At 36.9% G+C, this 14008-nt stretch carries 15 protein-coding genes and 1 pseudogene; 4 read left to right on the top strand and 12 right to left on the bottom strand.

The features are described from left to right. Positions 1-35 precede the first annotated feature (35 nt). From SB717_RS11735 to SB717_RS11760, 6 genes are all read right to left on the bottom strand, one after another. Complete coding sequence (locus tag SB717_RS11735; protein ID WP_410903773.1) at positions 36-302, bottom strand: hypothetical protein; 267 nt, start codon at positions 300-302, stop codon at positions 36-38. A 61-nt stretch (positions 303-363) separates the two neighbouring features. Next, positions 364-1260, bottom strand: a complete 897-nt coding sequence (locus SB717_RS11740; RefSeq protein WP_410903774.1) for a GH25 family lysozyme — start codon at positions 1258-1260, stop codon at positions 364-366. 26 nt (positions 1261-1286) lie between these two features. Beyond that, complete coding sequence (locus tag SB717_RS11745) at positions 1287-1526, bottom strand: hypothetical protein (RefSeq protein ID WP_074681318.1); 240 nt, start codon at positions 1524-1526, stop codon at positions 1287-1289. Between the two features lie 174 nt (positions 1527-1700). Further along, positions 1701-3080, bottom strand: coding sequence for a class II fumarate hydratase (fumC, locus tag SB717_RS11750; protein WP_034266080.1), 1380 nt, complete (start codon positions 3078-3080; stop codon positions 1701-1703). A gap of 219 nt (positions 3081-3299) precedes the next feature. Further along, a complete protein-coding gene (locus SB717_RS11755; RefSeq protein ID WP_410903775.1) occupies positions 3300-5651 on the bottom strand; it encodes an immune inhibitor A domain-containing protein in 2352 nt (783 codons plus the stop codon). Between the two features lie 381 nt (positions 5652-6032). Further along, positions 6033-6329 carry a hypothetical protein gene (locus tag SB717_RS11760; protein ID WP_013057017.1) on the bottom strand — a complete coding sequence of 99 codons (297 nt, stop codon included), beginning with the start codon at positions 6327-6329 and terminating at the stop codon, positions 6033-6035. 233 nt (positions 6330-6562) lie between these two features. Here SB717_RS11760 and SB717_RS11765 point away from each other — a divergent pair, with 233 nt between their 5' ends. Then, positions 6563-7156, top strand: a complete 594-nt coding sequence (locus SB717_RS11765; protein WP_013057015.1) for an exonuclease domain-containing protein — start codon at positions 6563-6565, stop codon at positions 7154-7156. 237 nt (positions 7157-7393) lie between these two features. Here SB717_RS11765 and SB717_RS11770 read toward each other — a convergent pair whose 3' ends face one another. From SB717_RS11770 to SB717_RS11785, 4 genes are all read right to left on the bottom strand, one after another. After that, positions 7394-7561 carry a Fur-regulated basic protein FbpA gene (locus SB717_RS11770; RefSeq protein WP_074681320.1) on the bottom strand — a complete coding sequence of 56 codons (168 nt, stop codon included), beginning with the start codon at positions 7559-7561 and terminating at the stop codon, positions 7394-7396. A gap of 231 nt (positions 7562-7792) precedes the next feature. Continuing rightward, the gene (locus SB717_RS11775) at positions 7793-9286 is read right to left on the bottom strand and encodes a sodium:solute symporter family protein (RefSeq protein ID WP_410903776.1); all 1494 of its coding nucleotides are present in this window, start codon (positions 9284-9286) and stop codon (positions 7793-7795) included. Further along, entirely contained in the window at positions 9286-9483 is a 198-nt protein-coding gene (locus tag SB717_RS11780) for a DUF3311 domain-containing protein (protein ID WP_074681322.1), read from the bottom strand. Before SB717_RS11780 ends, SB717_RS11775 begins: the two co-directional genes overlap by 1 nt. Before the next feature lie 321 nt (positions 9484-9804). Then, positions 9805-10656, bottom strand: coding sequence for an STAS domain-containing protein (locus SB717_RS11785; protein ID WP_410903777.1), 852 nt, complete (start codon positions 10654-10656; stop codon positions 9805-9807). Positions 10657-10890: 234 nt separating this feature from the next. On the opposite strand from SB717_RS11785, the gene SB717_RS11790 reads away from it, so the two are divergent. After that, positions 10891-11397: a PCYCGC motif-containing (lipo)protein gene (locus SB717_RS11790; RefSeq protein WP_074681324.1), complete on the top strand. Its 507-nt coding sequence runs from the start codon at positions 10891-10893 to the stop codon at positions 11395-11397. A 99-nt stretch (positions 11398-11496) separates the two neighbouring features. Here the strand turns inward: SB717_RS11790 and SB717_RS11795 are convergent, their stop codons facing one another. Together SB717_RS11795 and SB717_RS11800 are read right to left on the bottom strand one after the other, a co-directional pair. Beyond that, positions 11497-12474 carry a ring-cleaving dioxygenase gene (locus tag SB717_RS11795; RefSeq protein WP_074681325.1) on the bottom strand — a complete coding sequence of 326 codons (978 nt, stop codon included), beginning with the start codon at positions 12472-12474 and terminating at the stop codon, positions 11497-11499. Between the two features lie 239 nt (positions 12475-12713). Then, positions 12714-12824 (bottom strand): annotated as a pseudogene (locus SB717_RS11800) (acetyltransferase); the annotation flags it as partial. 214 nt (positions 12825-13038) lie between these two features. Between SB717_RS11800 and SB717_RS11805 the strand changes: the two are divergent. Then, positions 13039-13395, top strand: coding sequence for a hypothetical protein (locus SB717_RS11805; protein ID WP_410903778.1), 357 nt, complete (start codon positions 13039-13041; stop codon positions 13393-13395). 7 nt (positions 13396-13402) lie between these two features. After that, positions 13403-13939: a PIN domain-containing protein gene (locus tag SB717_RS11810; protein ID WP_029714834.1), complete on the top strand. Its 537-nt coding sequence runs from the start codon at positions 13403-13405 to the stop codon at positions 13937-13939. The last annotated feature ends 69 nt before the right edge of the window (positions 13940-14008 follow it).

Genomic DNA, 14008 nt, shown 5'->3' on the forward strand with positions numbered 1-14008 from the left:
AAACTAGTCTCGCCCGAGGCAAGACTAGTTTTTTATTATCTATGTTGGTCTTGATACATAGGTCCTTCTGAAATCATATTACTTTCAGAAACGTACGTAGGATCTGAATGAGCATCTTTATTTAGGCTAGCATTTACCTGCTGTTTCTTAGATAAACTTGAAAATTTGACTTTAGCACTTCGAACAAGCCCTTTTACTTTTCGACGTTTTGCAGCATCACTTAATATATAAGACGTAATGCCGACTCCTACCGTTGATAGCGTAATACCTGAGATCAATGCTTTTTGTTTTCGTTTTTTCATAATAGCTCCTTCCTTGTACCTTTTTGAATCTTACAATAACTTTTCCCTCTCAGGTACTCTCTCAAACCCAATTATTCAGATTATTCACTTCTTTAACAAGACGCTGAAGCGTGTCTGCTCCTGCTACTCCATCCGAAAAAAGGCCATATTGATTCTGGAATGTTTCCACTGCAGCGATTAATTCATCTCCGTAAAAACCGTCTGCTCCAAACTTCGGAAGAGAAAAACCTAGCGCAAGTAAGTTTTGCTGAATTTGTTTGACTCCTAACCCTCTATCACCTTTGGAATAGACAAAGGGTCCTTTTGCATTATTCGTCATAGAGAGATTTGTTGTGACTTCTTTAAAAAATGAGCAGTCCATTTCATTTATATCCACATTTGTAGAAATTCCTTTTACTCTGCCAGAATCCGTATACTGAAACATTGCCCATCGCTGCCATTGACTTAGCTCACCAGGGTGCTGCATACCCCCTTGTCTGTTGTTTGCGCTATATCTTGCTACCCACAAAGGATACTTACTTATTTCGTTTGTAAAAAAAGTTTTAGCAAAATGATAGTTCGTATATACGATAGGCTTAATCCCTGTTGTTTGGTGAACATGCTCGAGCCAGCTTGCGGCAAAGCGAGAAACAAATTCTTTGGATTTTTTCTTATCTTCTTCTAGATCCAAACACGGCGGAAGGTCTAGTTTCATTTGTCCAAGCTGAGCAATAAAAAAAGCAGCTTCTTTCTCCGGGCTGTTTGTGCAGTGAGCATAATGATAAAAGCCTACTCTCAAGCCCGCATTTTTAGCACCTACATAATTTTCATAGCATTTAGGGTCTACAAAAGTTCCGCCTTCTGTTAATTTTATATACACCCCTTTTACTGAGGTGTTTTTTATTTCTTTCCAATTAATGATTCCTTGATGATGAGAAACGTCGAGAATAATAGGATTATTTGAATGTCGCCTTTGCATAGTTTTCACCTCTTTTGCTAGCTTCCTTATGTATACGACGAATCTCTCAAAACCCCTGTTTTTTCCGGATCCTGATATTCTTTTATAACGATGTGTAAAACGTTGCTCATTTGAATAGCTAAATAAGCTTCGTGTTTTTTGTCATAATAACGATACCATCCCTGCGTATGAATAATAGATTCCTCAAGCTTTTTTACATTTTCTGATTCAACCAATGTACTGATTGATTTTTCATTTCCAAAATAAAATTTCACTTCGTACGTCACTTGAATCCCTCCTTTATAAAAATGTAAATACCCTACTTTTATGTACTTGAATCTAGTACATAAGAGTAGGGTAAAATTTCTTTTAATCCGCATTTTCTTTTTATATGTTTATTTAGAACAATGTTTATTTTATTAAAAAGAAGCCAAGCATTCTAAGCTGCTTGGCTTCTTTTTTTATTTTGATGGATGAATCATGTTAGCAGGATTTACCCATTGCTCAAATTGTTCTTCAGTCAAAAGGCCTGTTTTGACCGCTGCTTCTTTTAATGTCGTACCTTCCTGATGAGCCAGCTTGGCGATTTTAGCCGCATTTTCATAACCTATGTGCGGGTTCAATGCTGTTACAAGCATAAGAGAATTTTCTAGATTATGCTGAATCTTTTCTTTGTTGGGTTCAATTCCTACTGCGCATTTATCGTTAAAAGCCTGCATAGAATCTGTCAGCAGTCTGACTGATTGTAAAAAATTATAAATAATAACCGGCTTAAATACATTTAATTCAAAGTTTCCTTGGCTAGCCGCAATGCCAATCGTCACGTCATTTCCTAACACTTGTGCAGAAACCATTGTTAGAGCTTCACTTTGAGTTGGATTTACTTTTCCAGGCATAATAGAACTTCCTGGTTCGTTAGCAGGAATCGTAATTTCACCTAATCCGCTCCGAGGACCGCTTGCCAGCCAGCGTACGTCATTGGCGATTTTCATTAAGTCAGCTGCTAAGGCTTTGAGTGCACCGTGGGCATAAACCACTTGATCGTGACTTGTTAATGCATGAAATTTATTAGGTGCTGAGATAAATGTTTTTCCAAGCGTGCTGCTGATTTCTTTCGCTACTTCATCTCCGAAATCAGGATGTGCATTTATCCCCGTCCCAACAGCTGTACCGCCAATAGCTAGCTCCTTCATATACTCTACGCTTTGTTTAATCATTTCTTCATTCTTTTCGAGCATATGATGCCACCCGCTAATTTCTTGTCCTAGTGTTAGCGGTGTAGCATCTTGTAAGTGGGTTCTTCCTATTTTAATAATATCTTTAAACTGCTCTTGCTTCGCAGCGAACGTTTCTTTTAATGTTTTTAAAGCAGGCAATAATTGATCTTCGACTTCTAGTACAGCTGCAATATGAAGAGCTGTAGGAAAAGTATCGTTAGAGCTTTGTGACATATTGACATCATCATTTGGATGGAGCGTTTCGTCGCCGTTTATTAGCTGGTTTCCTCGGTGGGAAATCACTTCATTTACATTCATGTTTGATTGCGTTCCGCTTCCTGTCTGCCATACGACTAAAGGGAAATGTTCATTCCATTTCCCTTCAATAATTTCGTTAGCAGCTTGCACGATGGCTTCCGATTTCCCTGCTGATAGTTTGCCTAGTTTATGATTGCTAATAGCCGCACTTTTCTTCAACACCGCAAAAGCGCGTATTACTTCAATCGGCATTTTTTCAATCCCTATTGGGAAATTCTCTTTACTTCTTTGCGTTTGTGCTCCCCATAGTTTATCTTCTGCCACTTTGATTTCTCCAATTGAATCTCTTTCGATACGATAGCTCATAGTTAGAACTCCTTTTCAATATTTTCTTTACCTATTAGTATTGATTATATGGATGAATTTCATGACATAATAACAATTATTCACTGTTGAAAATTCCCTTTTTTCTATTTTTTAAACGGGCTGAGCATATTTGATTATTTAGCTCATAGTTTATTTTGATTTTATGATACAAAAAAAGATCCGAAGAATACGCTCTTCAGATCTTTTTAATACGTCTATTTACTTATGAATCCATACAGCACCAGCTGAATTGTCTTTTGCTTCACCAATTACGTCTAATTTTAATCCGTTTTGAGGAAGCAAGCGGCCTGCATCTTTAATTCTTTCATCTAAATACGATTTTTTGTCGTTAAAGCTTGTGACGCCATTTGATTCTTTAGATGAAATCGTTCCCCACGTTTTATGAGAATATGACCAAGCAGGTGATTTATCAAATGAGAACGCCGCGTCTGCAATTTGATATCGGCTTGAATTTGCTGTAGTGCTAATACCATTCACATTAAAGTAAAGAACTTTATGAGCATGTGAATCAACTACACCAAGGAATCCTTCACCCGGATGTTGTCCTACCCAGTTATCAAGATAGCTTTCATCTGCGTACCAAAGCAGCATGCCTGTATTATATTTTGCACCGCGCGCGAATTGAAGTGCTTTATCACTGCCTGCATAGTTTCTCCACTCAAGGTAATAATAGTTATCTTTATAGTTGATGCCGTTTGTCTTTTCAAATCCATCTAACGTTACTTTTGGAGCTCCTTCAGCATCGTCTGTAAATACCGTTTTTCCATCTACTACTAAACTAGCATTATCAAGAGCGAATCCTTGAAGAGCAAGTCCGCCGTCCGTTACGTATTCAAATTGAAGCTTGATTTTTTTACCTTTAAACTGCGCTAAGTCATAACTTTTATCTTCCCATTTTCCGTTAGATGTTTCAGCAGAACCGTCTGCATTATTCGCTTTATCACCAATTGTATCTAAAAGAACTTTTGAACCGTCAGGAAGAATCGCATTTACATATAAGTAATCGTATTCTGCCTCTACTTCATAGAACGCTTTGTAATTGAATTTAGCTGTTTTTGCTGCTGTTAAATCAAACTCTGGCGTCGTCATCGTCGTATGCAGATCGTCTCCGCGTTTACTGTAGTAATAATTGCTTCCAAACTCTGGCTTAATCCCTTGAACAGCTTTTTTAGGTAAATTAATCTTCACAATACCCGGTCGTTTCGATTTTGTCACGCTTTGATCAACCACGCTCACAGAGCCCGATTTTGTAATGTTTTTGCTGTCTATTTGTTGAATATTTGCCCAGTTTCCACCCATATTTGCTTGGAAAAACTCTTTATTTTGCGGGGAGAAACTTGTCGGTTCTGTTCCAGCTACTTCACCGGCCCAGCTCCCTCCACTCATAATTGACCAAACGCCTACCGGCTCACCTTGACCCGTATACTGTGTATCATACTCATCCGGCAAACCTAAATCATGGCCAAATTCATGAGCAAAAACGCCAACTGCTCCGTCTTCTGGTTCAATTGTATAATCATAAGCAGCCATGTTTGTTCCAGGAACTTTATACACTTGTCCCAAAGTAGAGCGATGAGACCAGATAGCATCGTTTCCTAGTTTACCTCCACCTGCTTCTTGCCCAGTTCCAGCATGAATGACCATTAAGTGGTCCACTATGCCGTCAGGCTCATTTCGGTTGCCGTCTCCATCGATATCATATTGATCGAACTGATCATAATCTGAAAGATTAATGCCGCTTTTTGCTGCTGCAGCAAGCGCTTCTTTTACAAGATTACGAGGCCCTTTAGATCCAGGCGCATTATCGTTTCCTCCCGCTGGATTGTCTGCTCCGTATTCTTTTGCGTTTCCAGGTACAGTTAACCAGTCAGAAACCGTTCCATCTACCGTGTAACTACCTCCAGACTGTTCTTCGTAATATTGTTTAAACGTTTTAATTTTCTTACCATTAAATAACGTAAAGTCTTTCTTTCCAAACATTAATTGCTGATAGTGATTTCCATTAAAATCTTTTGCATACATGTAACCAGGTTCTTGAACGACATTGTTGTGCTTAAAGTCTGCGTACTCAACTAAAAGAACAAGAACTTTATCTTTTCTTACTTGTCCGTTATATTTTGCCTGAGCCGCAGGTTTAACGTTTACCCCGTTCCCCGAATTATTTCCTTGAGACTTAATATTAGCAAATTCGCCTCGTTGAAACTTTTCTTTTTGTTTTGTTTGCATTTCTTTCGCTTTTAAGTCAATTTTACTAGCTTTATGTCCCTTCATGCTTTCTTTATGTGCATCTTTTTTGTTTATGTAAGAAGTAACGGCTTTCTTCACTTCTTGCGGTGTTGCACTTTGAGAAATAACTCCTTGGTTTTTCAGTGCGTTAGCCAATCTCTCTTCCGGTACTGTATTCATATCAATTGGTGAACTCGGAAGTTCCTCCGATTGTGCGGTTTTAGCTGAAGCAGTACTTCCATTCATAAGTACTGGACCTACTCCGCTTAATGTAACAGTTGTGGCAAGAAAAGATGTCCCCAAAATCTTTTTCCAGCTTTTCAAGTAAACCCCTCCATTTTAGAATTTTCAAACTATTAGCAAGATTTATTTTATATTCTAAAACTAGGAAGGTCAACTACATTTTACTATATTATTAAAATTTTTTGATTCTAGTAGATAATGTAAAATAGTTTTATAGTATGTAACTAGTTTTCTTTGCCTGACAATTAAAATGTCTGATAAACCCTTCTTACATATGCAAATTCCATGCCAAATCGATAACCAAAACTAAAACTATATAAAGCGTATTTTTTTAGGGAATTAGAACCATCTTTTTCGTATTACTATTATATAAAAACAAAAAATTCCCCATTATGGATACATAAAGATAAAAAAATCACTTCTCGATAGACGAGAAGTGATAATCTCTGTATGGAAGTAAATTCAAGAATGTTCTTTTTGACGCTGAAGCAAGATATGATAGAGTGACATGCTCCAAATAGACATATTACGCGCTGCGATTTCATAAGGTTTTTCATCAATTTTAAACAAGAAATCCCCTTCATAACTCACAGATTTCCCTTGCTTTTCTAGCTCTTGTTTCACAGCTTCAATCCATTCTACTGCATTCGTATAATGTTTGTTCAAACGAACTTTAATAGTTTGATTCCTGTAATGAATAAAAGATGTAATTCCCCAAAAAATTAAGACAAGAAAAAGTACCATATACAGCAATTGCATGATAACGATCCCCTTCTTTCTTCATTTCCTTATTTTCAATGAAGACTTAATTTAGATGAGTAAATATTACTATTCTCCTTTGCTATCGTCATCTCCTTTAAAAAAGTAAATTCCTTTTCCACGTGGGCGTATAAAATAAACCCGTGTACGTGCTCCCTCATCTTTTTTACTAACGTTTTCTGTTAAAAAATGATAAGCTAATAGAATGATAAATAGAAAGGGAGGGCGACGAGTTGTCAACTGAACAAGTGAAATTAGCAGCCGTTTTAGATGTTGAAACAACGGGATTAAGTGCGCAAACATGCGATATTATCGAACTAGCAATTGCTGTTGTTTCTTATGATTCTTCTACCGGAGAAATAATCGACATTGTAGAAGAGTATGAAGAATTTAATATGCCTTCAACTCCCATTTTCCCGTACATTACAAACTTAACGGGAATTACAAATGAGATGGTTAAAAATAAAACATTAGACGATAAAAAAGTGGAATCGCTGTTAACTAGCGTTTCGGCTATCATCGCTCATAATGCTTCTTTCGATCGCAGTTTTCTTTTAAAACGGTATCCATCTTTATTTAACCAAAAATGGCACTGCTCTATGCGTGCTGTCAAATGGAAAGAGTACGGCTTTCCTAATAAAAAACTAACAACGCTTCTTGACCATCATAATATTGAGAGAGAGCACGCTCACAGAGCTATGGATGACGTGAAAGGAACCATTGACTTGCTAAGACAGCAAAATCCTAGCGGAGAGCCTTATTTTTCTGAAGTACTAAAAAAAGCAATGAGCAAACCTAAAAAAACAGCGGCTTCCACTCGTTTTTAACGCATCAAAAAAAGCGCAGCTTCTGCGCTTTTTTTTGTTTTTTATTCGCCTATTTCTTAAGTGTTGAATTATATGTTTGAGGATTACGCTCGGAAACAGCGAGGTTGTAAACGCACCGGAAGAAAAAGAAAAGTGCCTGCTTTCAAACAAAAAAGCCGAGGAGGAACAAACTGAACAGCTGGTGTTTGCACACATATATGAAATCAGCTAAATTTCTAATAATCTGGGAGGTTTTAATTATACTTCTCTTACCTTTTGGTTTTGAAGATTGTGATGCGTTTGTTCTAGTTCACTTAAATTCAATTCGTACAAATGTCTCCCGTCTTCTGCTTTAAAGTAACCTGATTCAATAATTTGATTCATTAAAAGATCTTTCTTTTGCTCAAATGCTTTTTCAGATGTCATGTTATCATCTCCTTTTTTAGGTGAATATCTTTCATAGAAAAGACGTACACCGCTCATGGCATACGTCTTGCTGCTTTTCACACTCGTTACCTATGTTTAAAAACAACGCAATCGTTACATTTTATCGAGAAGGCTGCTCTTTGTATGTCTTGCAGCCATATTGAATATTTTGTTGATGCACTACTTTTATACCCGTCATGATATTCTTAAAACGCAATTGGAAAAAGATTTTCACAAAATTTGTTTTTCATCTACTGCCCCGCTTTCAAAATGCGGCTGTGCTGCGATTTTTTTCGTTGCTAAACTGACCACCATTAATACAACTAAATTAATCAATAAAGAAATAACGCCGACATTTGTATCTTTAATGATTTGTGGCAACGCAGGAAACAACGTGCCAAGCGTTGTTTCAGTAATCGTTATATACATCACAGACGCAATGCCGGCAACAATACCTGCACACGCCCCGTATTTAGTCACGATATTGTTTTTCATCAAACTAAAAATAAAAGCTGGAAACAGCTGCGTCACAATGCTATAGCCCATCAGTAAAAGCGTTACAATCGTATTTCCTCCATGAAGCGTAAAATAAACTGAAACAAGTGCAATAACCGGTACGAAGCATTTAGCCAGCATCGAAATTTGTTTGCCCGTCGCTGAGGGAACAAGAACGGCATAAACGTTTTTAGATAGTGACGTAGAAGCTGCCATCAAAAGCATCGACCCAGGCACAAGTGCTGTTAATAAACCAGCTGCGCCAATAAAGCCGACAATCCAAGGATCAAATGTTTGAATGGAAAGACGAAGCAGTGACAAGTCCGCTTCTGCGCCTTGTAGTCCAGGTACCTGCATAAGAGCAGTAAACCCTACAAAAAAGACAAACAGCAGCATTAACGTATAAATAGGACTTATAATAGAATTCTTTCGAAATACATTCTCGTTTTCAGCTGAATACGTTGCATTAAACGTATGCGGCCACATGTAAAACCCTAATACGGTCAGCATGACTGTAGAAATAAACCACGAAATACTTAGCCCTGTCTTGGGAAGAGTAAGAAACGTCGGATTTGCTTGATGCACAGCCTCAAACATTGGCTGTAAGCCTCCGTAGTAATGAAACGGCATATATATTCCTAAAAATAACACGACAATAAAAATCATAATGTCTTTGACAATAGCCGTCCACGCGGAACCGTGTATGCCTGATATCATTAAGTAAACCGTTAATGATATGGCTCCAATCCAAATGGCTGCGGTTGAAGAGATAGAGCCATAAGAAGCTTCAGATACAATAATACCTAAACCTTTAAATTGTAAAATAATATAAGGAACAATTGCCAGCACCCCTGCGCAAGAAACAACGATGCCTAGAAACGGGCTGTTGTATTTTAAAACAAAAAAATCCGGCTGAGACATGAGCTTATGTTTCTTCGCATATCGCCATATTTGCGGACCAATCCAATACCCTAACACGTAAGCTAAAGAAATATAGGCTAAAATATAAAACGCCGGCCCTCCTTTTCCATATGCCCAAGCGCTTCCTCCTAGAAACGTAAAAGTAGTATAGATTTCACCCGCCATCAAAAAGAAGATAAAAATAGTTCCAAAACCTCTGCCGCCTACGCTCCACTGTTCTAAATCCATTTTTTTGCCCCGCGTAGCTCGAATTCCAAGATAAATAGCTAAAAGTAAAAAACCAAAAATAATAATCAGAGCGGTATTCATTATTTATCTCCTCCTTTAACAGCAGGATCGAGCTTGTACACAATGCCCATAATAAAAGACGTAAGGATTACCCACATAACAATCCAAAAAAGAAAAAAAGGCATCCCTAAAATAAACGGCGTCACTGTGTTAACAAAAGGCAATAAACCTAATATTCCTACAAACGGAAGCAGGCAAAGAAGATAAATTATTTTCATAGAACTCCTCCTTAATTACACGGCTTATCAGTACTTATCTAAGACTTTAACTATCTCATTATGTACTTCTCTTATTCTTCTCTTTACACCTCCATTCTTGAGCTAAACGAGACGTTTGGCATAGAAAACCGCCGTTTGTTTGCTCCTTAGTATCTTCCATTTGTCCCCATGTGAAAAGGAGTTTGTAAGACATGCTTACAAAATTTTGAATGCAGCAGAATATTATTTTATATTTTCATGTACAGAATATAGACAAACAAAAAAACGGAACTGAAAGTAAAGGTCTCAAACAGTTCCGTTTCAATCTAGCATTTCTATACTTTATTCTTCTTTTTTCTTTACACCAAGCGAAGAGAGCGCTTGTTTTAAATGGCCAAACGTTTCAATTTTATTAAAACTAATTCCTACATTAACAGCCGTCTGAGCCATGTCAGGACTTACTCCTGACATAATCGCATGGATGCCTAGCAGCTGCAAAATGTTAATCAAATCAAAAAATTTGTGAGCGACATACGTATCTACATAATTTACACCCGATAAGTCAATGACTAGATGCCTTATATGTTTCTCTGCACACCTTTTTGGAACAACCTCGATAATAGAGTCACCTTTGATTTCATCAATAAGACCTACCAAAGGCAAGACCGCGATGTGATCTACAATCGGAATAACAGGAAAACTCGTTTCGTCGATTAGCTCTTGCTGAAGACTTATTTTTTGCCTTGTGATTTTATAATACTGTTCGGAAAATTCATTAATGAGTTTATCAAATGTTGTATGATAAACTTCACTCCAAGACAGTATATCTTCTTTTGTAATAGATGAATGTATCAGGCTATACGTTTTGACATACGTCCAAATAATTTTTCTTGTTTTGCTTAGTGCTTCTACTATCTCGTAAATCGGCGTATCAAATTTAATTCTGCTGTTTACTACTTCCGTCGTCCATTTCATCATACGCTGTTTGAAAATCTCTTGATCTTCAAGAAAGCCGCTCGCAATTGTTTCGATCGTATAACGATGCTGCTCGCGCAGCTTTTTCTCAACTGAAGCATCTGCGTCCTTTGAGTAAATTGATCCTTTAATATTACTTCTTTGGCGCAGCCATTCTTCACTGATAGAGGCTGAATTCTCTAAAATATATTCAAAAAGACGTTGATTTTGTTCACTCACTACTGTTTAACCTCCGTTCACTTTCTCCTTCTGTCCAATTACTTACAAAACGCACCTTATTATAAATTCATGCTTCATATTTTTTCCTCGTCCACCTCTATCATACACGATAACCGCTCTGCATACTTATAGAGAATTAGATATAAACAAGCAGGTATTTGATTATCTACATAGATAAACTGCCATGTATGATGCAACTATCATTTATTTTTACATGAAAGGGTGTTAATTGTATTGAAAAAATCAATTATTTTGTTGGGGGTTCTCGCTACAAGTATTGGATTATCCGCTTGCTCAAACCATACAACAACTTCTTCTGCTACAAACTCTTCTGCACATTCAGATCATGAACATCATAAAGCTGCAGTTGCTGATATTCGCGAAGAGACTCCAGGAGCAGATGTGTTACCACAGTTTTTGAAGAACCAGCCTAAAGACATGAAACTAGTTTATCTATCCGTTGCTAAAAATCGTGAACTACTTGAAAAAATCCCTTGCTACTGCGGATGTGGCATGGAAGCGAATCACAAAAATAGCTATGACTGCTTTATTTTTAAAAACAAAAGAAATGGAGCAGTTGTCTGGGATGATCATGGAACAAAATGCGGATTGTGTATAGAAATTGCAGCTAAAGCTATGCTCGACTATAACCGAGGCAAATCAATAAAAAATATTCGCAAAGACATCGATGAAAAATATAAAGAAGGCTATGCACAACCCACTCCTACTCCTTCCTTGTAGAACATTGGCATTTTTTACGTAAACATTCGCAACAGGTATATGTAAAAGTAGAAAACATCAATAAAAACACTCAAATAGCTATTTGAGTGTTTTTGTGTACTATTCTTTCACAAACTCTTTTGTACTTCTTACTGTATCAATCGGACGCACGAGCTTCTCAATTTCTGCACGTTTTGGCTCTAAAAACGGAGGCAGTGATAATTTTTCTCCGAGCGTTTCGTAAGGTTCATCTCCCATAAATCCTGGTCCATCTGTCGCAAATTCAAATAAAATTTGCGGAGCCACTCTTGCATATAACGATTCAAAGAAGTGACGATTCACATAACCAGACGTATGGAAACCGAAGCTTGGCATTCGGTTAATCCATTCTTCAAGAGCCTGTCGATTTTCTACGCGAAAAGCAACATGATGAACAGTTCCAAAACCTTGCTGAGCCTGCGGAAGTTTTTCATTGTGTTCGACTACTACTTGCGCACCGTTTCCTCCTTCTCCTACTTCAAATAGGTGCAGATCTCCTTCTTGAGCAATCTCTTTAAATAAAAGGACTTTTTCCATCATTTCTTTAAAGTATTTAAACTCGGCAATACGAATAAAGATAGGACCAAGTCCCGTAATAGCGTATTGAAGAGGTACAGGGCCTTTTTGCCAAGGAGTACCTGATTCAACTCCTTGATTTCCTTCATCGGAAATTAACTGATACTGCTGATCATCAAAATCAATAAACGAAAGCGTCTTTTTCCCAAATAGCTCTTGAATCCCCGTATGCTTTACTTCTAAGCGATCAAAGCGCTTTACCCAATAATCTAAAGCCGCATCATTTGGAACGCGGAAAGATGTTTTTGAAATTTCATTTGTTCCGTGAAAACCTTTTGGAATGCCTGGAAAATCAAAAAAAGTCATGTCCGTTCCGGCGCTTCCTTTATCATCTGCAAAAAACAAATGATACGTTTGAATATCATCTTGATTGACCGTTTTTTTAACTAAGCGCATGCCTAACACATATGTGAAAAATTCATAATTCTTTTCGGCACTGCTTGTAATAGCCGTTACGTGGTGTATTCCTTTTAAGTGGTTCATTCTACATTCCTCCGAATAAATCGTCTAGTTTATTATTTATCTTTAATTTAAATATCTTTAATTAAAGATAATATACCATGAATAATTTTCCCTTGTCAATAAAGTATGGATGATCCCGGAAGTAAATATGCAAGTTTTTACATTTTATCAAAATCTCATAAATGAGGACGGACCAAATTGGCAATAAAACACCGTATAAACAAAGAGTTTTTACAATTCAAAAGCTCTTTGTTTATTCTTTACTCTTCAATACGCTTGATTATAACTGCAGGATTACCTTCGACTACCACGTTATCAGGAACATCTTTTGTCACAACGGCACCCGAAGCAATGACCGTATTGCTGCCTAGTTCCTTCTTAAACCTATACTGATTTATTCTTTTACACGATATGATGTTTTTAAACCTTTGTCCGGTATTCGCTGAGATGATCACCCACCAGGCAAACATTAGTTAATTTAATAACTCCCGGAAGCTAATTTTTTAATCTTTTTATATAAAAGGAATAGTAAGAGAAAACTTCATCACATATACTATATAAATTTATATAAAAGGCAGGGGTATCATGAAAGCACAGCGCTTGGTAGATGACCAAAAAGGAACGTACAGCAAGGAAGTTCAAAAGCACTTCAAAATAAAAATAAATGGGAAAATTTATACACAACCCTCCCCACAATCACCTTCCTCACCCCCTATACAGAAGAAAAATCTTAAATACAAACCTCAAAATAAAGCTCTACGCACGTATGATAAAAAAGCTAAAACATTAAATGATACACAAGAAAAGCTCATAAAATCTGCAAAAACTAGATTAACTAAATATGAAAAGCTTCTATTAAGCAATCAGCTTTCAGAATCTGCGGCTCTTTACTCACCTTTTGGGTTAGAAGAGTTGGTACGAATGGCTAGTAGAGAGGAGTGAACGATTTGTGTTGGGTGAAAAAGTAATCATTGATACAAACATTTGGGCTTCACATGCGCTTAATTATCCAGAAGTTGTGGAATATATTAATGAACTTATTTCAAATAATGCGGAATTTTTAATGCCCACCGTTGTACAAATGGAACTGCTGTCGCATTGGGAAGTAGAAACAAATCCTCAAGTCAAAGCAGTAAAAAATCATTATATTTACGATATGACAGATAAGATCGTAGACGTTACAAGTGAAATTGCACAGCTAGCAGCTCAAATTCGCAGAAAAGCTAAAATAGAATCCAATAAAAAAATTAAAGGCCCGGATGCGATGATTGCCGCATCTGCTTTTATACATAATGCAAAACTGATTTCCAACAATAATAAAGATTTTGCTTGGATTACATTTAATTTCAGCTACCGGGGTCAACCATTATCTTATGTAAACCCTATTAAAGACACGATTGCTTACGCTTCCTTTATTAAAAGCTTTGAACTGCCTACTTTGCCTCACACAGCAGATACCTTACAAAAAAATAAAAAGGACAACTAATTTCTTTTTATTATTAAAATACTCTTTATCTCCCGTCGAATTTTTAAAGGGAAAATTTGATGGGTACAT

Origin of the sequence: Priestia sp. SIMBA_032, assembly GCF_046535215.1 — a bacterium.
Taxonomy (GTDB): Bacteria; Bacillota; Bacilli; order Bacillales; family Bacillaceae_H; genus Priestia; species Priestia aryabhattai.